Origin of the sequence: Exiguobacterium sp. s168 (assembly GCF_018619035.1) — a bacterium.
Taxonomy (GTDB): domain Bacteria; phylum Bacillota; class Bacilli; order Exiguobacteriales; family Exiguobacteriaceae; genus Exiguobacterium_A; species Exiguobacterium_A acetylicum.
Genome location: NZ_JACSNE010000005.1, coordinates 23,104 through 46,837, shown reverse-complemented (window position 1 = coordinate 46,837; position 23,734 = coordinate 23,104). Strand labels below are relative to the sequence as shown.

The window sequence follows — 23,734 nt, the reverse complement described above, 5'->3', positions numbered from 1 at the left end:
AGTATGCAGAACGAACGCCAAGCGGGCTTCTCTTTGCTTGAAGTAATGCTTTCTATCGTTGCAATCGGTATCTTCATGATGTTAGCGATTGATCCTTATCTCGATTTACGGACGAAACAAATGAAATGGGAACAAGAGACGGAACAGCTTGAGCAGATGGCTACGGATCAAGTTGAAAACCGAACAGCGTCCTATGTCCTGAAACAAGGAGCGTGGTGCAATGAAACGATGTGTCTTGCGAGCGGAATCCGGAATGACCCTTCTCGAACTGTCATTCGTCCTATGGCTGAGCCCACTTCTTCTGCTGGCAATCTTGACACTGACCCCACTCGTTCGTCCGCCGGAAGTCAACCGAATGAATGAAGAATTGTTCTTTCATACCGTGGAACGACTGATGTGGCGCAGTACGATGTGTGAGCGCCTCGGAGACGAGATTCGTGGAATGGACGTCAATCCGGGAGAGACAGCTGAAAAGTGGCGTCTCGTCCGTGTGCAAGATCAACTACGTCTCAAGAAAGAACAGGGAGGTGAACTGACATACGCCCGCGATGTCAAACAATATACCGTGACAGGGGATGCCGAGATTCTCTCGATTCAGTTGAACGACAGCAGACGTTCCTTCCGATGCGTCAGGAAGGATTCATCTTGATTCAAACGCTACTGTTACTTCTAGGAATGGGAGTCGTGCTCTTGATCTCTTGTCAGCAGATTGACGAAGAGATGCGGCATCATCAGTTAGAGCAAGAAGCGCTCCAACTTGAATCTCTCATCCGAGCGGCAAAAGCAGATTGTACGAAGGACGAGACCCTTCGCTATCCAATCGGACAAGTCAGCTGTACAGCGACCGATAAAGGCTTTAAAATGGAAGCGAGATTAGAGAATGGTCAAAGAATCGAGGCGGTTGTCACACATGAGTAAGGTTTATTTGATTGGGTTTATGGGAACTGGTAAAACAGCCGTCGGACATCGATTGGGTATACGATACGAGATCGACGAACTGGATGAACGGTTCGAACAGGAACATGGACAAACGATTACCGCTTTTTTCGCTGAGCATGGCGAAGCAGGGTTTCGTACACATGAGAGCGAATTGTTGAAGAGTAGCAAAGCCGAAGTGGTTGTCACAGGTGGCGGGATCGTCGAACGAGAAGAGAACCGACTGTACATGCAGGAATCCGGAATAGTCGTCTGGATCGATACACCCTTTGATTTGATTTGGGAACGGATCGCCTCTGATCAAAATCGTCCACTCGTGACAGAACGGGAACAAGTGAGACGATTGTTTGAACGTCGCTATTCCTTATATGCTGAAGTGGCTACTGTCCGACTTGAAGGAACGGCATCAATCGAAGAATTAACGCGTGCGATTGAAACTGTATTGGAGGAGAAGTTATGATTTGGATTACATTAGGTATTATTTTATTGGCCATCGTAGGACTCGTGTTGTTCGGATTCAGTCTTTACAAAAAAAAGCTGTCTCAAGATATTCGGCAGTTAAAACAACTGATGGAGCGCTTTACGATTCGTCAGCAAACCTTGCAGACGAACATCGATCATACGACGCAGCGAATCGATCAAATCAAAGGGAATATTAATCGGATCACTGAAGAAGGAAATCGTGTGAAGCAAGGAGCGAGTCAATTGGTGACGGAAGGTCGTCGACTCCAGGAGGAAATCAAACGAACTGCCGGAATCAAACAATTTTGAAATGGCTTTCATGGGAAGAATATGAAACAATAGGAGAGAAGGGACAGGGTCCTTTCTCTCTTTTTCGTATGTTCCTTTTTCCGAATAATACTAGATAATTATGATTTTAATTGGTAAGATGAATTTGAAAATGGAACATTAAAGAGAAGAGAGAGTGAAAACGTTCGTAAATAGGGGGATTTGTATGAGTCAAACGACATTGAAAAGAACACCGTTATTCGAAACGGTTTCGCAAACCGGTAAGATGGTGGATTTTGCGGGATTTGAAATGCCAGTTTTGTTTTCCTCGATTAAAGAAGAACACGTTGCAGTAAGGGAAAATGTCGGCATGTTCGATGTCTCGCACATGGGAGAACTGTTCGTCAGCGGACCGGATGCTCTGACGTTTTTACAAGCTACATTATCGAACGATATTTCGAAGATTGCGGTGGGGCAAGCGCAATATAATGTCTTATGCCAAGAAGACGGTGGGACAGTGGATGATTTACTCGTCTATCGTTTGGCAGAAACGGACTATCTTCTCGTCGTCAATGCTTCGAACATTGAAAAAGACGAACAACATTTACGTCACTATCTAACAGGGGACGTCACGCTTGAGAATCAGTCGGAACAATATGGCCAAATTGCTGTCCAAGGACCACGTGCGGAAGCCATTCTTTCTGGCATGACACCACTTGTCTTATCAGAAATCGGATTTTTCAAGTTCCAACGGGGGACGGTTGCAGGAGTGGAAATGATCGTCTCACGCAGTGGGTACACAGGGGAAGATGGGTTCGAACTCTACATGGCAGCTGGTGACGCACCTGCTGTCTGGCAAGCACTGCTTGAGCAAGGTGTCGTACCATGCGGGCTCGGAGCACGCGACACATTACGTTTTGAGGCATGTCTTCCGCTTTATGGACATGAATTATCAGCAACGATTTCACCAATCGAAGCGGGAATGGGATTTGCGGTCAAACCACAAGTCAAACCGTTCGTCGGTTCGGAAGTCTTGTTGCAACAGAAAGAACAAGGAGCACCGCGGCGCTTGATCGGTCTTGAATTACTCGATAAAGGGATTGCGCGTCAAGATGCACCGGTTTGGCATGACGGGGAAGTCGTTGGAGTCGTGACGACAGGTACATTGCCGCCGACAGTCGGAAAAGCGATTGCTTGGGCACTCGTTCCTGCAGAAGTAGCGGAACAAGATCAATTTGAAGTGGAAGTACGCGGAAAACGTTTAGCAGCGAAACGAACAGCGACACCGTTTTATCGTCGCACGAAATAAGGGGGATATTTCTATGGATTTTCGTTATTTACCAATGACAGCAGAAGATGAGCAGGCGATGTTACAGACGATCGGTGCAGCATCGATCGAAGATTTACTCGCTGATATCCCGGCATCCGTCCGTGATAACGGTACATTGGAAGAAGTCGGTGTGCCACTTCCGGAAACGGACTTGATTCGGACGCTATCGAAGCTTGCCGACCAAAACATGAATACGAAACAATATCCATCGTTCCTTGGCGCTGGCATCTATGATCACTATGCACCTGCTGTCGTCAATCATATGTTACTGCGCTCAGAGTTTTACACTGCCTATACACCGTATCAGCCAGAGATTTCGCAAGGCGAACTACAAGCGATCTTTGAATTTCAATCGATGATTTGCGAGTTGACAGGGATGGATGTCGCGAACTCGTCGATGTATGACGGTATCACGGCGTTAGCGGAAGCGGCCATGCTTGCGTGTGCCCATACGAAGAAAAAGACGATCGTTCTTTCGGACGGCGTTCACCCGGAAGCACACGATGTCGTCCGGACGTATGCGAACGGTCCAGGACTAAACGTCGAGACATTGTCGCTTGAGCAAGGTGTCACACGGATCGATCAACTCGATGCCATCGAAGACGTCGCCTGTGTCATCGTGCAGTATCCGAACTTCTACGGTCGTGTCGAAGAACTACAAGCATTGGCCGATGCGACACATGCACGTGGTGCGCTTTTCATCGTCTCTGCGAATCCACTGGCACTCGGTATCTTAGAAGCGCCAGGTAAACTTGGCGCTGACATTACGATCGGAGATTGCCAACCGTTCGGGATTCCACAAAGCTTTGGTGGACCGACGTGTGGTTATTTCACGACGACAAAAGCGTTGATGCGTAAGATTCCGGGACGTCTCGTTGGACAGACCGTCGATGAGAATGGAAAACGCGGTTTCGTTCTGACGTTACAAGCACGTGAACAACACATTCGCCGTGACAAAGCGACATCTAATATCTGTTCGAACCAAGCGTTGAATGCACTCGCTGCTTCGATCGCGATGAGTGCACTCGGAAAACGGGGGATCCGGGAACTCGCGACACGCAACTTGCAAACGGCACATGCATTAAAACAAAAGCTGAAACAAGCTGGCTTTACGATCGTTGACGATGGACCGAGCTTCAATGAATTCGTCGTTACGCTACCAATCGACGCGACACGTGCGAGTCAACAATTGCTCGATCACGGGATCATCGGCGGTTTGCCGTTAGGATCGTATGACGCGGCACGTCAAAATGAAATGCTTGTTTGTGCAACGGAATTACGGACGAATGAAGAGTTGGATCAATTCGTGACAGCGTTAGGGGGACTCACACATGAATGAGCAAACATTGATCTTTGAAATTTCCAAACCGGGTCGAATCGCCTATAGCTTACCGTTACCGACTGTCGATGAGGTGGCAGTAGAAGAATTGTTACCGACCTCGATGTTACGGAAGGAAGACGTGGCGCTACCGGAAGTATCTGAACTTGATCTCGTCCGTCACTACACGGCACTCTCGAACCGTAACCATGGTGTGGATTCTGGATTCTATCCACTCGGGTCATGTACGATGAAATACAATCCGAAAATCAATGAAGATATGGCACGCCTCCCTGGGTTTGCACACATTCACCCGCTTCAACCAGTCGAAAGTGTCCAAGGGGCAATCGGTTTGATGTATGATCTGCAAGAAAAACTCGCGGTCATCACAGGAATGGATGAAGTGACGCTCCAGCCGGCGGCGGGAGCACACGGTGAATGGACAGGCTTGATGCTGATTAAGGCCTACCATCATGCACGCGGTGACTTTAAACGGACGAAAGTCCTCGTACCGGACTCGGCACACGGAACGAATCCGGCATCGGCATCAGTCGCTGGATTTGATACGGTGACGGTCTTATCGGATGAACGTGGTCTTGTTGATTTAGCGGATTTAAAGAAAAAGGTCGGTGACGATACAGCGGCACTCATGTTGACAAATCCGAACACGCTTGGTCTGTTTGAGTCGGATATCGTTGAGATCGCCAAAGCGGTTCACGAGGCGGGCGGAAAACTGTACTACGATGGTGCGAACTCGAATGCGATCATGGGCATTGCTCGTCCAGGGGACATGGGCTTTGATGTCGTTCACTTGAACTTGCATAAGACGTTCACAGGACCGCACGGTGGCGGCGGACCAGGGTCGGGTCCGGTTGGTGTCAAACAAGATTTGATTCCGTATTTACCGAAACCAATCGTCCGCAAAGAAGAAGAGCGTTATGTCCTCGACTATGATCGTCCGGAAGCAATCGGTCGCGTCAAACCATTCTACGGTAACTTCGGCATCAACGTTCGTGCCTATAGCTATATTCGGACGATGGGTGGGGCAGGTCTCGCTCGCGTCTCGAAAGAAGCGGTCTTGAATGCGAACTATATGTTGGCTCGTCTCAAAGGTGCGTATGACGCGCCATACGACGTCTATTGCAAGCACGAATTCGTCTTGTCGGGTAAACGTCAAAAAGCACTAGGTGTCCGGACGCTTGATATCGCTAAACGTCTGCTTGACTTTGGATACCATCCACCAACGATCTACTTCCCGTTGAACGTCGAGGAGTGTATCATGATCGAACCGACGGAAACAGAGTCGAAAGAAACACTCGATGCCTTTTGTGATGCGATGCTCCAGATTGCAAAAGAGGTCGAAGAGACACCAGATGTCGTCTTGAATGCACCACACACGACGGTCGTCAAACGGATGGACGAGACACTTGCTGCTCGAAAACCGGTCTTACGCTACGAACCAAAACAAGAAGTACATGCATAAGCTACTTCATAAAAAAGAGGACATCTCCGACGAAGGAGAGGTCCTCTTTTTGTGATGAACGAAGCATCAGCTCCGTTTGATTTTTCCTGACCACTGCTTGAATCCGCCTTTTAACTGATACAGATTCGTATAACCAGCTTTTTTCAAGACTTTTGCAGCCTGTGAAGAACGCATGCTACCTTGACAATACAAGTAAATCGGCATGTCTTTTCGTAATTCCTTCGAGCGCATCTTCATTTGGCTGACCGGGATGTTACGGGCACCGACGATGTGTCCACCTTTGAATTCCTGTGTCTCGCGAACATCGACGATTTGTGCTTTACGGTAGTTCGCACGGAATTCTTCTTGCGACAATTTCGTGATGCCTTTGACCGGCATGAAACGCCAAGCGATGTAGGCGATCAGCGCGACCCATAATACGATCGTAATGATAGTTCCAGTTTCCATATTCGACTTCCAACCCCTTCGTTCGTTTAACCTCTGTTTCATTATAGTCAACGAAATCGATTTCGGCAATCGACTCGTGATTGCGCGACCGAGAATGGGTTTGATACACTAAGACGGAAACGTTTTGGGGGTGCTCAAGTGAACAGAGAGTGGCAAGTGTTGACGACGCCGGCAATGGAGCCGGCAATGAACATGGCAATTGATGAAGCATTGATTCAGTTCGTCGGGCGTGGTGAAATCGCACCGACGCTTCGTTTTTACTCATGGGAACCACACGGATTAAGTGTTGGTCATTTTCAACGGGCAACCCGTGATATCGATCGAAAGCGGATTGCAGAGCTCGGTATTCCGATCGTGCGTCGGATGACAGGAGGGCGCGCTGTCTTGCATGCAGACGAGTTGACATACAGTGTCGTCATCCCGGAAGATACAGAAGGTTTACCACGCACGGTCATCGAAAGTTATCGGATGTTGACGGAAGGAATTCGCAAAGGATACCATCACCTCGGCATTCCGGTCGAATTTTCCGTTCCGTTGACGGAAGAGGAAAAGGAAGAATTACGGAAGCCGAAATCAGCCGTTTGTTTTGATGCAGCGTCGTATTATGAACTCGCTGTTGGAAAACGGAAAGTCGCCGGAAGTGCACAAGTTCGCCATCAAGGCGTTGTCCTGCAGCACGGTTCGGTCCCACTCTCTGTCGATGAAGGTGAATTGTTTGATTGTTTCTTGTATGATGATGAGTCGACGCGCGAACGGATGAAAGCGCGTTTTTCAGGAAAAGCTGTCGCTTTGAATGAGCTAGCAGGTCGCGCAGTCGCATTTGACGAGGTACGAGAAGCGTTCACGAAAGGCTTCGAAGAGGCGCTTGATTTGTCGTTCGTTCCATTAACGTTCACTAGCGAGCAGTGGCAGGAGATTGAGCGTCTTGCCGAGAAATACCGTAGTGATGAGTGGAACTGGAAACGCTAATGAATGAAATGGGAAGGTGATGTCGTGCCAACTCCGAGTATGGAAGATTATTTGGAACAAATTTATAAACTGATTGAAGATAAGGGGTATGCCCGCGTATCGGATATAGCGGAGTCGTTAGGCGTTCACCCGTCGTCGGTAACAAAGATGGTTCAAAAGCTCGACCGGGAGACGTATCTCGTTTATGAAAAGTATCGGGGTCTCATGCTGACGCCTAAAGGACGCAAAATCGGAAAGCGTCTCGTGGAACGACACGCCTTACTTGAAGATTTTCTTCGTCTCGTTGGTGTGGATGAAGAACTGATCTATAAGGATGTCGAAGGAATCGAGCATCATATTAGTATCGAAGCGTTGGATAAGATCAACGGAATGATTCAGTTCTTCGCAGAACGTCCTGGTTTGAAAGAGGAACTGCATCGCTATCAACAAGCCCATCCAGAGGATTGAGGCTTGTTTTTTTATACTTTTTTTCTAAGAACCTATCTTAAACACGAACATTCCATTACAATTTAATGATAAAGTGCGCATTTAAAAGGTGTTATGTTATACTGAGCCTGAAAATGGACGAAGGGGGTGACGGGTGTTCGCACCTGGTCATGGAAATTACGATTAAAGAAAAGTTAGTGTCGGAGTCACAACTAAAAGAAAAAGTCCGTGAATTAGCACAACAGATTGAAGCAGATGCTGCCGGACGTCAAATCGTTCTTGTCGTCGTGTTGAAAGGGTCGATGGTCTTTGCTGCGGATTTGATGCGCGAAATCAAAGGAAGCGTTCAAATTGATACAGTCGCGTGCTCTTCTTACGGAACAAAGACCGTCTCTTCAGGGCGTGTCCAGTTGAAGAAAGATCTCGATCTCGATGTGCAAGGGAAATATGTCGTCGTCATCGAAGATATCATCGACACAGGACGGACGCTCCATTTCTTGTGTGATCACATGAAGTTGCATCAACCTGGAGTTCTAAAGGTGTGTACATTGCTTGATAAACCGGCACGTCGTGAAGTAGAACTCGACGCAGACTATGTTGGTTTTGAGATTCCGGATTACTTCGTTGTTGGGTACGGAATCGATTGTGCTGAGGAATACCGCAATTTACCGTATATCGGTTGGGTCGAAACGGATTGAACACGAAAAAAGGAGATTCGTCGCGTGACGAATCTCCTTTTTAATGTACTTCTGAAATTTAGAAAGCACGTTTTTTCTTTTTGCCTTTTTTTCCTTCGATGACTGTCAGGTGAGGCGCTTTTGAACGATCCCGCAACGGTCTGACTTTATTCGATGCCGGCGCTTTTGAAGACTTGACCGGTTTTTTCTTAAAGTCTGTCCGGCGAACAGAATTCGAAGAGCCATGCATTTTTTTTGATTGAGCGACGGATTTTCGGTACTGAGCGTTCGCACCATTTCCGACGCTTCGATTACGAGTCAGGAACTTAAAGAGTAAGAAGATAATCCCGGCGGTAATCCCGAAGAACAGCAATTGTGAAAACAGACTACTTGGATTGTTGACGAGTTTATATCCGAAGCCGACAAAAGCGAACAGTAACACGACGAGTGCAAATGTAGAACCAATGCGTTGTCTGATCATAATATCACCCCTGTTATCGATTAACCCAGTGCATTCTCATGTAGGTTATGTTCCTGTTTTTCCAACGCTTCAAACGCATAAATCGCAACCTCGATCTGTGAATCATCCGGTTCCTTCGTCGTCAAGTACTGCAACCATAGGCCAGGCAAGGCGATGACGCGAAGTCCTTTAATGTGCTGTGCTTTATTCGTCAGCTGTAACACTTCAAATGAAAGACCGATGACGACCGGTAATAAAGCGATTCGGCAGACGAGACGCAACCAAAGCGGATCCGTTGGCACGATCAGATAGACGAAAAATCCGACGATGACGGTGAAGATCAAGAAACTCGAGCCGCACCGGTAATGAAGCCGACTGCTGACGCGAACGTTCTCGACCGTAAGTGGACGTCCTGACTCGACGCAATTGATGACTTTATGCTCAGCACCATGATATTGGAAAAGTCGTTTAACAAGCGGGGTCAACGAAATCACGTAGAGATAACTGAACAAAAGCGTTAATTTGATTGTTGCTTCAATGACGTTTTGAATGACATGTCCAGACAAGGCTGGAAATACATCGAATAGCGATGCAAGGAAAGCAGGTAGTAACGTAAAGAGTAATTTACCGAAAAAGAATGATAGGATCCCGACGACAGCTACGCCGAGCCATTTCGTCAAAGGACTGGCAGTCGCCTCTTCCGGTTCTTCTTCACCCGGTTTGACACCGTAGCGATCACTTGCGAAGTTCATATGACTTGCGCCATTCGCTGAGGACTCCATCAAAGCAAAGAGACCACGCAAAAGTGGAATTCGTTTTCCTTTGGCGATTCGTGGTCGAACCGGTTTTTGCTGGGCAAACGTCTCGATCGAATCATCATTTCGACGAATCGCGGAGACTGCATGGGTCGCATTTTGGAACATGACGCCTTCGACGATGGCTTGACCACCGACTGGCGGATTAGTCGTTTTCATAATAGAACGCATCCCGTCTTCATTAAAATTAGGTGTATCGTCAGTGTACTTGATTTACGTTAAAAAAACTATGTTCGACTCGTCAAAACGAGGTAATCTTTAGGAGTCGGAAATCGGGTTATGATACAATGAAAAGGAATTCGAGGAGGTGTTTTTTTGCGTGTCTTGATATTAAACGGACCAAACTTGAATTTACTCGGAACACGCGAACCGGATACATATGGAACGGCGACATTAGCCGACTTAGAACACGACCTTCGCGCTTATTTTCCGAACATTCAGTTTCGGTTTGAACAATCGAACCATGAAGGACGACTGATTGATGTTCTTCACGAGGAACGGGGAGCGGACGGCATCGTCTTCAATGCGGCTGCCTATACGCATACGAGTATCGCGTTACGTGACGCGATCGCTGCGATCGAAGCACCCGTCATCGAGGTCCATCTATCGAATGTCCATGCACGTGAATCCTTCCGTCATCATTCGATGATCGCATCCGTCTGTCAAGGCGTCATTGCTGGACTTGGCATGACGGGATATCGTCTGGCAACGGAAGCACTTCAAGCTTTACAACAATCGGAACAAGGGGGAAATCAATCATGAAACAACGGATCGAGGCGTTACAAGCAGCTTTAAAGGAACGGGACCTTCCAGGATTACTCGTCACGAAGGCAGAGAACATTCGTTACATTTCCGGCTTCACGGGTTCAAGTGGTGCATGTCTCGTAACAGAAGAGCAAGCGTACTTCGTGACGGATTTCCGTTACACGGAGCAAGCGGCAGACCAAGTTAAAGGAATGGAGATCGTCCAAATCGAACGGTCGATTCCAGAGACGATGGGCGAATTGATGACAGGAGCGCGTGTTCGCGCGGTTGGTGTCGAAAAGGATGCGATGACACTCGGTGCTTTTGAAGCGTACGATCAAGCTTCGGCAATCGAGCTTGTTCCGACGACAGGAATCATTGAAAACCTACGCTTGATTAAGGATTCGTCAGAGATTAAGATGATTAAGGAAGCGGTGGAGCTCGCAGACGCGACATTCCAACACATCTTGACGTACATTCAACCAGGACGAACAGAACTTGAAGTATCAAATGAACTAGAATTCTTCATGCGCAAGCATGGAGCGACGTCTTCTTCTTTCGATACGATCGTGGCGTCAGGCCATCGTTCTGCCTTGCCGCACGGTGTTGCCAGCTCGAAAGTCATTGCGACGGGTGAGCTCGTGACGCTTGATTTCGGAGCGCTCTTGAACGGTTATGTTTCAGATATCACACGGACTGTCGCAGTCGGTCCGATCAATGCCGAATTGCAGAAGATCTACGATACAGTCTTACAAGCGCAACTAGCGGGTGTCGATGGCTTAAAACCAGGTATCACTGGAATCGAAGCGGACGCGTTGACACGTGATATCATCAAAGAAGCAGGTTACGGTGAGTACTTCGGTCACTCGACGGGACACGGTATTGGTCTAGAAGTACATGAAGGACCTGGCTTGTCGTTCCGCTCTGAGACGAAACTTGAACCGGGAATGATCGTTACGGTCGAACCAGGTATCTACGTGCCGCAAGTTGGCGGATGCCGGATTGAAGATGACGTCTTGATCACGGAAACAGGTCGAGAAATTCTTTCGTCTTCACCAAAAGAACTGATCACTCTCTAATTCAGAGTGACGGGACATTTTAGGAGGAACCATTCATGGTATCAGTAAACGATTTAAAAACAGGATTAACGATTAAAACTTCAGACGGTATGATTTGGCAAGTACTTGAATTCCAACATGTTAAACCAGGTAAAGGGGCAGCTTTCGTTCGGACGAAAATGCGTAACATCCGTAACGGAAACATCCAAGAGATGACATTCCGTGGTGGTGAGCGTGTCGAGCGTGCACATATCGAGCGTAACAAGATGCAATACCTTTACCCAATGGGTGAGACTTACGTCTTCATGGACACAGAATCGTATGAGCAATTGGAATTGACGACGGCACAAGTCGAAGCAGCTCTTCCATACTTGCTTGAAAACATGGAAGTTCAAATCGCGGTTTACAACGGCGAAATCCTCGGTCTTGAATTACCGAACACAGTCGTCATGACGATCGTCGAAGCAGAGCCTGGCGTTAAGGGTGATACAGCTTCGAACGTCAAGAAAAACGCGACAGTGGAGACGGGTCACATCATTCAAGTACCACTCTTCATCGAAGCAGGAGAAAAAGTAACGGTTGATACACGTACAGGTGATTTCACAGGTCGTTACAACGGATAATATTGAAACGACAAGACGTCTCTCACCTTCTATCAGGTCGAGAGACGTCTTTTTTTTCATCCAGCTTGACTTGCATCCAATGGTATGACCAGTTAATATAAGTATTTGAGTAGGCATTAGCACCTGGTATAATAATTGTGAATACAGCATAGATGGGGGAAGAATGACAGATGAAAATCGATCAGTTGAAACAAGTACTCGAAATGCTCGATCAGTCGAGTGTAAATGAACTCTCACTCGAGACGGATACGTATAAATTGAAGTTGAAGAAACAAGGAGAAACAGTGACGGTCTCGCACCAAGCACCTGCTGCTCCAGTAGCGGCGCCTGCTCCTGTGAAGCAAGCGGCAACACCAGTCGAGGAAGAGGCGACTGCGGATGATACGGTCACGATCAATGCCTTGATGGTCGGAACGTTCTATTCGCGTCCGAATCCGGATAAACCGGCATACGTCAAAGTCGGTGATCAGATTGAAGTGGGTCAAATCGTTTGTGTCCTTGAAGCAATGAAGCTCTTCAATAACTTAAACTCGGAAGTATCTGGAACGGTCGTCGAGATTTTTGTCGCCGATGGAGATCTCGTTGAATTTGGTCAACCACTCTTCCGGATCCGTCCGTAAACGGGGGTGAACAGCATGGAAAAATTATTAATTGCCAACCGTGGAGAAATCGCCGTCCGCATCATTCGAGCGGCAAAGGAACTTGGAATACAGACCGTTGCTGTCTACTCGACGGCAGATAAGGAAGCCTTACACGTTCGTTTAGCCGATGAGGCGTACTGCATCGGTGAGGCGAGTTCTGCTTCATCCTACTTAAACGTTACGAATATCCTCGCAATCGCAACGAACCGTCAAGTAACGATGATCCACCCGGGTTACGGTTTCCTAGCCGAGAACGTTGATTTTGCTGAGATGTGTGAAGCGTGCGGAATCAAGTTCGTTGGTCCGACGTCGGATGCGATCCGTCAGATGGGGATCAAGGACGTCGCGAAGAAGACGATGATCGAGTGTGGAGTGCCTGTCGTGCCGGGTTCGGATGGAACGGTCACGGACGAAGAAGCGGTCGCACTGGCGCAAGAAATTGGTTATCCAGTCATCATCAAAGCAACAGCCGGTGGTGGAGGTAAAGGGATTCGGGTCGCTCGTTCGGAAGAAGAGCTGATCAACGGGCTAAGTGAGACACGTCGTGAAGCAAAACAAGCTTTCGGAAACGGGGATGTCTATTTAGAACGCTTCATCGAAGAATTCCGCCATGTCGAGGTACAAGTCCTCGCTGACCGACACGGGAATGTCATTCACCTTGGTGAACGGGATTGTACCGTCCAGCGTCGGATGCAAAAACTGATCGAGGAAGCGCCGTCACCTGCGGTCAGTGAAGCGACACGATTGAAGATGGGTGAGGCTGCCGTAAAAGCCGCAAAAGCGATTCAGTACACGGGAGCAGGAACGATCGAATTCATTTTTGTCGAAGAGACCGAAGAATTCTTCTTCATGGAGATGAATACGCGCATTCAAGTCGAACACCCGGTAACGGAGATGATCACTGGGTTCGACCTCGTTCAAGCGCAATTGCAAGTGGCGCTTGATCATCCGCTTGCCGTCAAACAAAAGGATATCAAGTTCCACGGTCATTCGATCGAATGCCGGATCAATGCCGAGGATCCAGACCATGATTTCCGTCCGTCTGCTGGACGTGTCACACAATACGTGACACCAGGCGGAATGGGCGTACGTATCGATAGCGCGGTCTATCCGGGGTACATGATTCCGCCTTACTATGACTCGATGGTCGCGAAGTTGATCGTCCATGCGGAAACACGGGAAGAAGCATGTGCGAAGATGGAACGTGCACTGGCTGAATTTTGGATCGAAGGTGTCAAAACGACGATCCCGTTCCACGAACGTGTTCTTAGTCACCCGGTATTCCGACGTGGTACGTTCACGACGAAATTCGCAGAGCGTGAGCTAAAAGGTACGATCGTTAACTGAATCAGGACGGGAGTTTGTGCGACGAACTCCCGTCTTTTTTTTGGCGTTCTCTATGTTTTTTAAAAGAGGAATGTGCTAAACTAACTGATTGAGAACGACAAAAAAAGGAGCACGCAAAATCATGATGAAACGACACATGGCACGCGAACTCGCAGTCCAATCTTTGTTCCAAATGGAGCTTTCGGATCTGACTGCACAAGAGGCCATTGAATTCGCGGTAGAAGGTAAGGAATATGACACATTCGTCGAGCAATTGGTGAATGGCGTCGAAACAAACAAAGCAACGATTGATCAGCACATTCGTGAAGCACTCGTCAACTGGTCATTCGAACGACTCGGAAACATCGAGCGGACGATTCTTCGCTTAGCCGTCTACGAATTATTGTTCGAAACGAACATTCCTGTTCGAGTGACGATCAACGAAGCGATTGAATTGACGAAAGCGTTCGCAGATGAAGAAGCGACGAAAATCGTCAACGGTGTTCTTGGTAAAGTCGCACAAGGCGTCGTCAAAGAAAATTCATAAACCTGTAAAACCGAATAGAGACAAACAGACAGAAGAGTGAATCGAACTTTTTGGGGGAGTGGACAAATCATGGCAGTAGTAATCGATGGAAAACAGGTAGCCCATTCATATCGTATGAAGCTGAAAGAAGAAGTCGCACGTCTGAAAGAACAGCGGATTCAACCGCAATTGACTGTCATCCTGATTGGCGAAGATCCTGCTAGTCAGTCCTATGTACGTGGTAAAGAAAAGGCGGCGAAGGAAATCGGCATGGATTCGGAGTTGATCCGACTTCCGGCAGAAACAACGGAATCAGAGCTTCTTCACTTGATCGAACGTCTGAATGTTGATGCGAGTGTCCATGGGATTCTCGTCCAATTGCCGTTGCCTGACCATATTGATGAGAGCAAAGTCATTTTTGCGATTTCTCCTGAAAAGGACGTCGATGGTTTTCATCCTGTCTCTGTCGGGAAAATGATGATTGGTGAACCGACATTTTTACCGTGTACGCCAAACGGCATTCTTCATCTTGTCAAAGAGATGAACGTACCGATTGCCGGTCAACACGTCGTTGTCGTCGGTCGTAGCCAAATCGTCGGTAAACCCGTTGGTATGTTGTTCTTGAATGAATCGGCTACCGTTTCCTATTGTCATTCAAAAACGAAAGACCTCGGTGCGATGACGCGTCAAGCGGATATCTTGATCGTCGCAGTCGGTGTACCGAAGCTGATTACTGCGGATATGGTGAAACCGGATGCTGTCGTCATTGATGTTGGTGTCAACCGTGTCGATGGCAAACTCGTCGGTGATGTCGAGTTTGATACAGTACAAGATGTTGCATCGATGATCACACCTGTTCCGGGTGGCGTTGGTCCGATGACGATCACGATGCTACTGCATAATACGATTGAGGCTGCGCGATGAGCGAACCTCTTCACGTTTCCGATTTAGTCCACTATGTCAAACGTGAACTAGAAGGCGACGCCCTTCTGCAACAAGTCCAGGTGGTGGGAGAAGTGTCGAATTTTAAACGACACTCTTCCGGTCACCTTTATTTTACGTTGAAGGATGAGCAATCACGGATGAAAGCCGTCATGTTTGCCCGGGATGCGAGTCGCGTCAAAGCAGACGTTCGCGATGGGATGCGTGTCGTCGTCACCGCACGCTTATCCGTCTACGTCTCTTCTGGAGAGATGCAACTCTATGTCGAACGGATGACGGAAGACGGTGTAGGAGCGCTATATGAGGCGTTCTCACGCTTGAAGATGGATCTAGAAGAGCGTGGTTGGTTTGATCCAGCAATCAAACAGCCGTTGCCAGCTTTTCCGGAACGCATCGGAATCATTACATCTCCAAAAGGAGCGGCGCTTCATGACATCGCAACGACACTCCGGCGCCGTTATCCACAAGCGGCCATCGTCTTCGCCCCGGTCCTTGTACAAGGAGCGGATGCGGCACCACAAATCAGCCGTGCCATTCAGCTGATGAATGAGCATGCTGCCTGTGATGTGTTGATCATTGGTCGTGGTGGTGGTTCGATTGAGGAGCTGTGGGCATTCAATGAGATGTCTGTCGTGACAGCCGTGTTTGAATCACGCATTCCGATCGTCTCTGCTGTCGGTCACGAAACGGATTTTACAATCAGTGATTTTGTCGCCGACGTTCGTGCTGCTACACCAACAGCAGCGGCAGAACTTGTCACTCCGGAAGCAGAGGCACTCACTCGACGGGTGCAGGATGTGAAGCGTCGTTTAGAACGAACCTATGCACAACTTCTCAAAAGCAAACAGGAGCAAGTGACACGGCTTGCGGCGAGCTACGGTCTGAAATCACCACGCGTCCTACTCGGACTGAAGCAGGAACAATTGGACCGAGCAGAAATGTCACTCCAAAAGGAAATCAAGCAAGTAATAGCGCAACACCAGCAACAGGTGGAGCGTCTTGACACACGCTTAATGCGTGTGCCGATGCGGGATCGCTTCGTGCAACAACGGGCGACGATTGAACAATCACGACGTCGACTCGAAATCGTTCGTCGACTCTTGCAATCGAAGCAACAACAGGTGCGTCATGTGCTCGCGCGACTCGACTCCGTCAGTCCGACGCATGTTCTGATGCGCGGCTATACGTATGTCGAACAGGATGGACAAATCGTCCGTTCCGCGAAGGAATTGACAGCGTCTTCGTTCGATATCCGATTCCATGATGGAACGATTCGTGCTAAACGAGAGGATGGGGAGTAAGAATGGAGACGGAACAATCTTTTGAAGAAGCACTGGAACGATTAGAAGAAATCGTCACGTTACTCGAAGAGGGCGAAGCTCCTCTTGAACAGGCGATGGCTCTATATGAAGAAGGCGTCAAACTGACGGCTCTTTGCCAAGGGAAGTTATCCGTTGCTGAGAAAAAACTCGATCAAATCCTGGAGCAAGATGGTACGCTTCGGGAAAAAGGAGGAGCGCAATGATTGCTTTGAATGAGTGGAAGACACAAGTCGAAAACAAAATGGAAGAGTTCATGGAGCGACTCGACGCACCGGATCGTTTACGCGATTCGATGCGGTATTCACTCGATGCGGGTGGGAAACGAATTCGCCCAGCCTTGATTTATGCGGTACTCGATGCTTTTTCGATCGACCGTGCAAAAGGTGACGCGACTGCTGCGGCACTCGAGATGATTCATACATACTCACTGATTCATGATGACCTTCCAGCAATGGACGATGATGATCTGCGTCGAGGGCGTCCGACGAATCATATCGCTTTTGATGAAGCGACAGCGATTTTAGCAGGAGATGCCTTGCTCACGAACGCCTTCAGCTGTCTTCTTGAGACACCGGCTTCGCCAGAAGTGAAGCTTGCTCTTGTCGAACGGTTGTCAGCAGCAGCAGGTGCTACAGGTATGGTCGGAGGTCAACTCGACGATATGCTCGGAGAGCACGGCGGCATCAATGACGTAGCGGAGCTTGAGTCGATTCACCGTCGGAAAACAGGAGCACTCCTCGTCTTTGCAGTCGAAGCGGGTGGATTGCTTGCTTCGGTCAGCTCGAGCGATCTTGATCACTTGAAGCAATACGGTCGCCATCTCGGAATCGCATTCCAAATTCAAGATGACATCTTGGACGTGACGGGAGATGCTGAAAAAATCGGCAAACCGGTTGGTAGCGACGAAGGGAACGAAAAAGCAACGTATCCAAAATTACTGGGTCTTGAAGGCGCGAAACGCGCGCTGACAGCTCAGGTGGAAGCAGCGGAACAAGCGATTGATGCATTATCAGTCGAAGCGACGACACTTAAGGAACTGCTCGACTTCGTGGTCAAGCGCGACCATTAAGCAGGACGACGCATCTGCGTCGTCTTTTTCTATGCTGACAATGGCGCTCGATAGATTGTTCTAGTACAATGTAGGGTACAAACCCTATAAGATTGTAAGGAAAAGAGGCGGTAAGGTATGAAATTGACAGAAATACAGGATCCGTCATTTTTAAAGCGTATGTCGGTCTCCGAACTCGAAGTACTCGCAGGCGATATTCGACGCTTTTTGATTGAAGAATTAGCGACGACAGGTGGACACTTGGCACCGAACCTCGGTGTCGTCGAGTTGACGCTTGCGTTGCATCGTGAATTCGACAGTCCGAATGACAAGTTCGTCTGGGATGTCGGGCACCAAGCATACGTGCATAAGATTTTGACAGGACGTGCGAGCCAGTTTGATACGCTCCGTCAGCACAAAGGACTCTGTGGGTTCCCGAAACGCAATGAGAGTGTGCATGACGTCTGGGAGACAGGGCACAGCTCGACGTCCTTGTCAGCAGCAATGGGGATTGCTGTTTCGAATGAACTAAGCGGTAAGAGTGATCGTGCAGTCGCAATCATCGGTGATGGTGCGTTGACAGGTGGGATGGCACTCGAAGCATTGAATCATATTGGAGCCGAACAACAAAACGTCATCGTCATCTTGAACGATAACGAGATGTCGATTGCACCAAACGTTGGGGCGATGCATCAAATGCTTGGACGAATTCGTTCATCGCGTAAAGTGCGTTTTGCCCAAGACGAGCTTGAAACGTTGATCAAAAAGATTCCGGTCATTGGCGGACGCCTTGAAAAAGGAAGCGAGAAGTTGAAGGAAGCCGTTAAAGGCGCACTTGTTCCTGGCATGTTCTTCGAAGAGCTCGGCTTCAACTATTACGGTCCGGTCGATGGGCACGATCTTGATGATTTGATCGAACAGCTCAATTACGTGAAAAAAGAAGAAGGCCCTGTCCTACTTCATGTCATCACGAAAAAAGGGAAAGGCTATCGTCCAGCAGAGTTCGATGGCGTCGGCACATGGCACGGTCTTGGACCATACAAGATGGAGTCTGGCGAAGTCATTAAAGGGAAATCAAAAGCACCTAGTTATTCCTTTACGGTAGCGGATACGTTGACGAAGATGGCACGCGACGATGAAAAGTTAACGTTGATCACGCCAGCGATGAGCGTCGGTTCAAAACTCGATTGTTTTGAAAAAGAATTCCCAGAGCGGATGTTTGACGTCGGCATTGCAGAACAACATGCTGTGACGTTCGCAGCTGGTCAAGCGACGCAAGGCATGAAACCTGTCGTATCGATCTACTCGACCTTCTTCCAACGTGCATACGATCAGCTCGTTCACGACGTGGCGCGTCAAAATCTAGATGTGACGTTTACGATTGACCGATCAGGTCTCGTTGGCGCAGATGGTGAAACACACCAAGGCGTCTTCGATATTGCCTTCATGCGTCACGTACCGAACATCCGGATCGTCATGGCGAAGGATGAGAACGAACTGCAACACTTGCTCTATTCAGCCGTCAAATATGAAGGGCCAATCGCCGTTCGTTTCCCACGTGGAGAAGGTATCGGTGTACCAATGGACGAGACATTGCATGAAATTTCTCTTGATACATGGGAAGTCGAACGTGAAGGAACGGACGTCGCGATCCTTGCATTCGGACCACAAGTACAAGATGCGCTCAAAATTGCGGATCTCCTAGCAGACGAACTATCGGTTCGTGTCATCAATGCCCGGACGATCAAACCGCTTGATGAGAAGATGCTGAACGCCCTTTACGCCGAAGGCATTCCACTCGTGACGCTCGAAGAAGCCGTCCTAAAAGGTGGATTCGGATCAGCTGTCCTTGAACATGCGAACGAGCAGGAAGCATTCCCACGCGTCAAACGCTTTGGTATTCCGGATTGGTATATCGAGCATGGCGGTGTGAACGAATTACTAGAAGAAATCGGATTATTACCTGGACAAATCGCAGAAGAAGTACGCGCTTTCGTCAATCAAGGAAAGAAACAGAGTGTGTGACGATTCATGGAAAATGTAAAGAAAATCCGCCTCGACGTTCTTCTCGTCGAGCGCGGTTTGTTTGAAACGCGTGAGAAAGCGAAGCGGTCGATTATGGCTGGACTGGTCTTTAGCGGAACGGAACGATTGGAGAAGGCCGGTGAGAAGGTCAAGTCGGACATCGACCTGCACGTCAAAGGTCAATTGATGCCCTACGTCGGTCGTGGAGGCTTCAAGATGGAAAAGGCACTTCAGGTATTCGATTTCGATGTCACGGGTAAAACAGGTCTCGATATCGGATCGTCAACGGGTGGCTTTACCGACTGCTCCTTACAAAATGGAGCAGCGCATATGTATGCGCTCGATGTCGGTTCCAATCAGCTGGACTGGAAGCTTCGCTCGGATGACCGTGTGACAGTGATGGAGAAAACGAACTTCCGGCATGCGACACCAGACATGTTCCCTGTTGCGCCGCAGTTTGCGACGATTGATGTATCATTCATCTCGTTACGATTGATGCTTCCACCATTGAAGACGATCCTCGTTGAAGGAGGAGATGTCATGGCGCTCGTCAAGCCGCAATTCGAAGCGGGGCGTGATGATATCGGTAAAAAAGGCATCGTTCGTGACGAGCGGATTCATGTCCGTGTCCTCGATGAGATGGTCGAATTCTTCATTCAACAAGGGTTCTATGTGAAACAGCTCGACTATTCACCGATTACCGGTGGAGAGGGTAACATCGAGTTCTTATTGCATGCGCGCCTTGGTCAACCAGGGCTTGACCCATCTGTTGATGCGACAGAGACAGTCAAGCAAGCACACGCTAGTCTTTAAAACGAACAGATGAAAACGAGGACGGATCCGGTTCATGGGTCCGTCTTCGTTGTTGTTCGGAGCGACGAAAACCGTATAATAAAATGGCAAACGTGGACTTTTAATGATTTATTGGATTACAATAGTAACATCGAAGAATACTGTGAGGTGCAGGAATGACAAAGGGGCAACGGTTGATTAAGATTCGGGAGATCATCACCCAGTCGGAAGTAGAAACCCAAGATGAATTGGTAGAGGAATTACGGAATGCAGGATATAAGGTGACACAGGCAACGGTATCACGAGATATTAAGGAACTTCATCTCGTTAAGGTCCCGTTGAATGATGGACGTTATAAATACAGCTTACCCGCCGACCAACGCTTCAACCCACTCGGGAAATTGCGGCGTCTGCTCGGGGACAGCTTCATCTCGATTGATTCTGCTCAAAATCTGATTGTCATGCATGTCCTGCCGGGAAATGCGAACGCAGTCGCTGTCTTACTGGACCACTTGAGCTGGAACGAACTGCTTGGCACGGTGTGTGGGGACGATACGATCCTATTGATCGCACGAAGTGAGGAACAAGCGAAAGAAGTGACGGAACGAATTTTAGAAATGCTGTAAGGAGTTGACAGGATGCTAGCTGAATTATCGATCAAACAATTTGCGATCATTGACGAGCTACAGATCGACTTTAAAAAAGGAATGACCGTCTTGACTGGGGAAACAGGTGCCGGTAAATCGATCGTTCTCGACGCGATCGGATTATTGATTGGTGGACGTGGATCCGCGGAATTCGTTCGATACGGGGAAGATCGGGCGGAACTAGAAGGATTATTTCTGATTGAAGACGACCATCTCGTCTATGATCTCGCAGAAGAGTACGGTATCGATATCGAAGATGGATTGATCATCTTACGTCGTGATCTGTTCGCGACCGGGAAAAGTGTCTGTCGCGTCAACAATAAGCTGGTCACACTGACGATCTTACGTGAGTTCGGACGTGTCCTCGTCGACATGCACGGGCAACATGAACATCAGCATTTAATGGACAGTACGTATCATCAAGCGATTCTCGATGACTTCGCGCAAGAGGCAATCGCGCCGCTTCTTCAAGCCTACCAGTCCGGTTACCAAGCGTATGAAGAAAAACGGACGGCTTTGCAATCGCTCGCGCAAAGTGAGCAAGAACTCGCTCAACGGGTCGATTTACTATCTTTTCAGACGGAAGAGATTGAAGGCGCAAAACTTCGAGCACACGAGGAAGATGAGTTGCTCGTTGAACGGAATCGTCTCGCGAATTTCGAAAAGCTATATGCGTCGTTAAAGACAGCGTATGATGCTTTACACGATGAGATGCGCGGCATCGATTCTGTTGGAGACGCGATGCGTGAACTACAGCAAGCATCAAGCATCGACGAACAGTTTTCGCAGCAGAGTGACGCGATCGCAAGCGCTTTTTATGGACTCGAAGAAGTCGGGTATGCAATTCGAGATCAACTTGAAACACTTGAGTTTGATTCCAATCGACTCGATGAGATCGAACAACGTCTATCCGTCTTTCAGCAGCTGAAACGAAAATACGGGGCGACGATCGAGGAAGTCATCGCGTATGGGGAAAAAATTCGAGTTGAACTCGATACGATGACGAATCGAGATGAGCGGATTGAACGATTAAAAGCCGAAGTCGAACAGCTCGAAGGCGAATTGTTTGAAATTGGTGGTCGACTCTCGCAACAGCGTCGAAAAGCGGCCGTTCAATTAAGCGAAGCGATTCATCTAGAGTTGCGTGAGCTCTACATGGAAAAAGCACGATTTGAAATTCGTTTTCTTCAAGACGGGAAGACACCGATGCTACGCAAGAACGGGATCGACCAAGTCGAGTTCTTCATCATGACGAATGCGGGAGAACCATTCAAGTCGCTCGGAAAAGTCGCATCGGGCGGAGAGTTATCTCGTATCATGCTCGGACTGAAGTCAATCTTCTCGCGCTCGGTCGGAGTCGCTTCGATCATTTTCGATGAAGTCGATACAGGAGTATCGGGTCGTGTCGCACAAGCGATGGCTGAAAAAATCTATCGTTTATCGGTAGATGGACAAGTGCTCTGTATTACGCACTTACCGCAAGTCGCTTCGATGGCCGATCAACATCTCTATATTCGGAAGATTGAGGAGACGGATCGTACGACGACACAGGTCAATGTCTTGTCTCAGTCAGATCGAGGAAACGAACTGGGACGGATGATTTCCGGTGCGCATATGACGGATTTGACGTTACGCCATGCCGAGGAATTGATGGATCAGGCGAAGACGATGAAAGAATCGCTTAAAAATGGGGTGTAAGGATTGATTAAAGTCGGGATAGCAGATGATAATCGCGAAATGGTCGAACTGATTCGCCAGCATATCTCTGCGCAAGAAGACATGGAAGTCGTTTGCGTCGCCTACAACGGCGAGAGTTGTCTCGAACGTATGAAAGAACATGAAGTGGATGTATTGCTTCTCGACATCATCATGCCTCATTTAGATGGGCTCGGTGTGCTCGAAGAGTTGATGAAGAAAAAGAAGAATCCTGCAGTCATCATGTTGAGTGCTTTCGGTAAGGATGAGGTCTCTCAACAGGCGGTCACCCTCGGAGCATCGTACTTCTTACTTAAACCGTTCAGCATGGATCAGCTCGTTCAAAAAATTCGTCTCGTGACGCATCAAGGACAAGTACCAATCGTTGAAACGATTGACTTAAGAGTCGGTACGACACTGCGAGAAGTGGGGATTGCTCCGCACATCAAAGGCTTCACGTATTTAAAGGACGCTGTCTTAATGGTGCTTGAACGGGAAGATTTACTTGGATTGATTACAAAGGAACTCTATCCGACGATTGCGAAAAAACATCAAACGACGGCATCTCGCGTCGAACGAGCAATGCGTCACGCCATCAAGTCTGCTTGGAACGAAGGAATGCAACAGCACGAACTCTTCAACGGACGAATCGAACAGGAGAAAAGTCCAAAGAACTCGGAATTCATCTCGTATGTTTCAAGTCATATGAATCAAGAACAATCTGGTTAAAGGAAACACACCGTCTGATGGATAGA

Annotated in this window: 29 protein-coding genes; 26 read left to right on the top strand and 3 right to left on the bottom strand. The window is 48.4% G+C overall.

What is annotated here, in order from left to right:
* Nucleotides 1–3 precede the first annotated feature (3 nt).
* From KNQ15_RS04885 to gcvPB, 8 genes are all read left to right on the top strand, one after another.
* The gene (locus tag KNQ15_RS04885; RefSeq protein ID WP_051656225.1) at nucleotides 4–363 is read left to right on the top strand and encodes a type II secretion system protein; all 360 of its coding nucleotides are present in this window, start codon (nucleotides 4–6) and stop codon (nucleotides 361–363) included.
* Complete coding sequence (locus tag KNQ15_RS04880; protein WP_029341079.1) at nucleotides 356–649, top strand: hypothetical protein; 294 nt, start codon at nucleotides 356–358, stop codon at nucleotides 647–649. Before KNQ15_RS04885 ends, KNQ15_RS04880 begins: the two co-directional genes overlap by 8 nt.
* A complete protein-coding gene (locus tag KNQ15_RS04875) occupies nucleotides 646–918 on the top strand; it encodes a hypothetical protein (protein WP_231925701.1) in 273 nt (90 codons plus the stop codon). The genes KNQ15_RS04880 and KNQ15_RS04875 overlap by 4 nt, the downstream gene beginning before the upstream one ends.
* Nucleotides 911–1,396, top strand: a complete 486-nt coding sequence (locus KNQ15_RS04870) for a shikimate kinase (RefSeq protein ID WP_214728083.1) — start codon at nucleotides 911–913, stop codon at nucleotides 1,394–1,396. Before KNQ15_RS04875 ends, KNQ15_RS04870 begins: the two co-directional genes overlap by 8 nt.
* Nucleotides 1,393–1,707 carry a hypothetical protein gene (locus KNQ15_RS04865; RefSeq protein WP_029341082.1) on the top strand — a complete coding sequence of 105 codons (315 nt, stop codon included), beginning with the start codon at nucleotides 1,393–1,395 and terminating at the stop codon, nucleotides 1,705–1,707. Before KNQ15_RS04870 ends, KNQ15_RS04865 begins: the two co-directional genes overlap by 4 nt.
* Before the next feature lie 184 nt (nucleotides 1,708–1,891).
* The gene (gcvT, locus tag KNQ15_RS04860) at nucleotides 1,892–2,974 is read left to right on the top strand and encodes a glycine cleavage system aminomethyltransferase GcvT (RefSeq protein WP_047396467.1); all 1,083 of its coding nucleotides are present in this window, start codon (nucleotides 1,892–1,894) and stop codon (nucleotides 2,972–2,974) included.
* 13 nt (nucleotides 2,975–2,987) lie between these two features.
* Nucleotides 2,988–4,334 carry an aminomethyl-transferring glycine dehydrogenase subunit GcvPA gene (gene gcvPA / locus KNQ15_RS04855; RefSeq protein ID WP_023467567.1) on the top strand — a complete coding sequence of 449 codons (1,347 nt, stop codon included), beginning with the start codon at nucleotides 2,988–2,990 and terminating at the stop codon, nucleotides 4,332–4,334.
* On the top strand, nucleotides 4,327–5,796 hold the full coding sequence (gcvPB, locus tag KNQ15_RS04850; protein ID WP_214728081.1) for an aminomethyl-transferring glycine dehydrogenase subunit GcvPB: 1,470 nt from the start codon (nucleotides 4,327–4,329) through the stop codon (nucleotides 5,794–5,796). Before gcvPA ends, gcvPB begins: the two co-directional genes overlap by 8 nt.
* Nucleotides 5,797–5,862: 66 nt before the next feature.
* Here the strand turns inward: gcvPB and KNQ15_RS04845 are convergent, their stop codons facing one another.
* A complete protein-coding gene (locus KNQ15_RS04845) occupies nucleotides 5,863–6,243 on the bottom strand; it encodes a rhodanese-like domain-containing protein (protein ID WP_023467569.1) in 381 nt (126 codons plus the stop codon).
* Nucleotides 6,244–6,381: 138 nt separating this feature from the next.
* Between KNQ15_RS04845 and KNQ15_RS04840 the strand changes: the two genes are divergently transcribed.
* From KNQ15_RS04840 to hpt, 3 genes are all read left to right on the top strand, one after another.
* The gene (locus KNQ15_RS04840) at nucleotides 6,382–7,212 is read left to right on the top strand and encodes a lipoate--protein ligase family protein (protein ID WP_029341086.1); all 831 of its coding nucleotides are present in this window, start codon (nucleotides 6,382–6,384) and stop codon (nucleotides 7,210–7,212) included.
* 24 nt (nucleotides 7,213–7,236) lie between these two features.
* Complete coding sequence (gene mntR, locus KNQ15_RS04835) at nucleotides 7,237–7,659, top strand: transcriptional regulator MntR (RefSeq protein WP_035398709.1); 423 nt, start codon at nucleotides 7,237–7,239, stop codon at nucleotides 7,657–7,659.
* Nucleotides 7,660–7,808: 149 nt separating this feature from the next.
* Nucleotides 7,809–8,336 carry a hypoxanthine phosphoribosyltransferase gene (gene hpt / locus KNQ15_RS04830; protein ID WP_029341088.1) on the top strand — a complete coding sequence of 176 codons (528 nt, stop codon included), beginning with the start codon at nucleotides 7,809–7,811 and terminating at the stop codon, nucleotides 8,334–8,336.
* Between the two features lie 58 nt (nucleotides 8,337–8,394).
* Here the strand turns inward: hpt and KNQ15_RS04825 are convergent, their stop codons facing one another.
* Both KNQ15_RS04825 and KNQ15_RS04820 read right to left on the bottom strand, forming a co-directional pair.
* The gene (locus tag KNQ15_RS04825; RefSeq protein ID WP_069940386.1) at nucleotides 8,395–8,796 is read right to left on the bottom strand and encodes an SA1362 family protein; all 402 of its coding nucleotides are present in this window, start codon (nucleotides 8,794–8,796) and stop codon (nucleotides 8,395–8,397) included.
* 20 nt (nucleotides 8,797–8,816) lie between these two features.
* Nucleotides 8,817–9,749: a DUF1385 domain-containing protein gene (locus KNQ15_RS04820; RefSeq protein ID WP_029341089.1), complete on the bottom strand. Its 933-nt coding sequence runs from the start codon at nucleotides 9,747–9,749 to the stop codon at nucleotides 8,817–8,819.
* Between the two features lie 156 nt (nucleotides 9,750–9,905).
* Between KNQ15_RS04820 and aroQ the strand changes: the two genes are divergently transcribed.
* The 15 genes from aroQ to spo0A all read left to right on the top strand — a co-directional run bounded on the left by aroQ (nucleotide 9,906) and on the right by spo0A (nucleotide 23,708).
* Complete coding sequence (aroQ, locus tag KNQ15_RS04815; protein ID WP_029341090.1) at nucleotides 9,906–10,352, top strand: type II 3-dehydroquinate dehydratase; 447 nt, start codon at nucleotides 9,906–9,908, stop codon at nucleotides 10,350–10,352.
* On the top strand, nucleotides 10,349–11,413 hold the full coding sequence (locus KNQ15_RS04810; protein WP_214728079.1) for a M24 family metallopeptidase: 1,065 nt from the start codon (nucleotides 10,349–10,351) through the stop codon (nucleotides 11,411–11,413). The genes aroQ and KNQ15_RS04810 overlap by 4 nt, the downstream gene beginning before the upstream one ends.
* Before the next feature lie 35 nt (nucleotides 11,414–11,448).
* Entirely contained in the window at nucleotides 11,449–12,015 is a 567-nt protein-coding gene (efp, locus tag KNQ15_RS04805; protein WP_023467577.1) for an elongation factor P, read from the top strand.
* Nucleotides 12,016–12,185: 170 nt separating this feature from the next.
* Nucleotides 12,186–12,635: an acetyl-CoA carboxylase biotin carboxyl carrier protein gene (gene accB, locus KNQ15_RS04800; protein WP_214728076.1), complete on the top strand. Its 450-nt coding sequence runs from the start codon at nucleotides 12,186–12,188 to the stop codon at nucleotides 12,633–12,635.
* 15 nt (nucleotides 12,636–12,650) lie between these two features.
* Nucleotides 12,651–14,003 carry an acetyl-CoA carboxylase biotin carboxylase subunit gene (accC, locus tag KNQ15_RS04795; RefSeq protein ID WP_035409099.1) on the top strand — a complete coding sequence of 451 codons (1,353 nt, stop codon included), beginning with the start codon at nucleotides 12,651–12,653 and terminating at the stop codon, nucleotides 14,001–14,003.
* Nucleotides 14,004–14,124: 121 nt separating this feature from the next.
* Nucleotides 14,125–14,529, top strand: coding sequence for a transcription antitermination factor NusB (gene nusB / locus KNQ15_RS04790; RefSeq protein ID WP_023467580.1), 405 nt, complete (start codon nucleotides 14,125–14,127; stop codon nucleotides 14,527–14,529).
* A gap of 69 nt (nucleotides 14,530–14,598) precedes the next feature.
* Nucleotides 14,599–15,432, top strand: a complete 834-nt coding sequence (gene folD / locus KNQ15_RS04785; protein WP_082665880.1) for a bifunctional methylenetetrahydrofolate dehydrogenase/methenyltetrahydrofolate cyclohydrolase FolD — start codon at nucleotides 14,599–14,601, stop codon at nucleotides 15,430–15,432.
* Nucleotides 15,429–16,751, top strand: a complete 1,323-nt coding sequence (gene xseA, locus KNQ15_RS04780; protein WP_214728074.1) for an exodeoxyribonuclease VII large subunit — start codon at nucleotides 15,429–15,431, stop codon at nucleotides 16,749–16,751. Before folD ends, xseA begins: the two co-directional genes overlap by 4 nt.
* Before the next feature lie 2 nt (nucleotides 16,752–16,753).
* Nucleotides 16,754–16,975: an exodeoxyribonuclease VII small subunit gene (xseB, locus tag KNQ15_RS04775; RefSeq protein ID WP_023467583.1), complete on the top strand. Its 222-nt coding sequence runs from the start codon at nucleotides 16,754–16,756 to the stop codon at nucleotides 16,973–16,975.
* Nucleotides 16,972–17,841 carry a polyprenyl synthetase family protein gene (locus KNQ15_RS04770; RefSeq protein WP_214728072.1) on the top strand — a complete coding sequence of 290 codons (870 nt, stop codon included), beginning with the start codon at nucleotides 16,972–16,974 and terminating at the stop codon, nucleotides 17,839–17,841. The genes xseB and KNQ15_RS04770 overlap by 4 nt, the downstream gene beginning before the upstream one ends.
* Nucleotides 17,842–17,958: 117 nt before the next feature.
* Complete coding sequence (gene dxs, locus KNQ15_RS04765) at nucleotides 17,959–19,845, top strand: 1-deoxy-D-xylulose-5-phosphate synthase (RefSeq protein WP_023467585.1); 1,887 nt, start codon at nucleotides 17,959–17,961, stop codon at nucleotides 19,843–19,845.
* Nucleotides 19,846–19,851: 6 nt separating this feature from the next.
* Nucleotides 19,852–20,658: a TlyA family RNA methyltransferase gene (locus tag KNQ15_RS04760; protein ID WP_214728070.1), complete on the top strand. Its 807-nt coding sequence runs from the start codon at nucleotides 19,852–19,854 to the stop codon at nucleotides 20,656–20,658.
* Nucleotides 20,659–20,813: 155 nt separating this feature from the next.
* Nucleotides 20,814–21,263, top strand: a complete 450-nt coding sequence (gene ahrC / locus KNQ15_RS04755) for a transcriptional regulator AhrC/ArgR (RefSeq protein WP_023467586.1) — start codon at nucleotides 20,814–20,816, stop codon at nucleotides 21,261–21,263.
* Nucleotides 21,264–21,275: 12 nt separating this feature from the next.
* Entirely contained in the window at nucleotides 21,276–22,982 is a 1,707-nt protein-coding gene (gene recN / locus KNQ15_RS04750; RefSeq protein WP_214728068.1) for a DNA repair protein RecN, read from the top strand.
* A gap of 3 nt (nucleotides 22,983–22,985) precedes the next feature.
* Nucleotides 22,986–23,708, top strand: coding sequence for a sporulation transcription factor Spo0A (gene spo0A / locus KNQ15_RS04745; RefSeq protein ID WP_214728066.1), 723 nt, complete (start codon nucleotides 22,986–22,988; stop codon nucleotides 23,706–23,708).
* Nucleotides 23,709–23,734 lie beyond the last annotated feature (26 nt).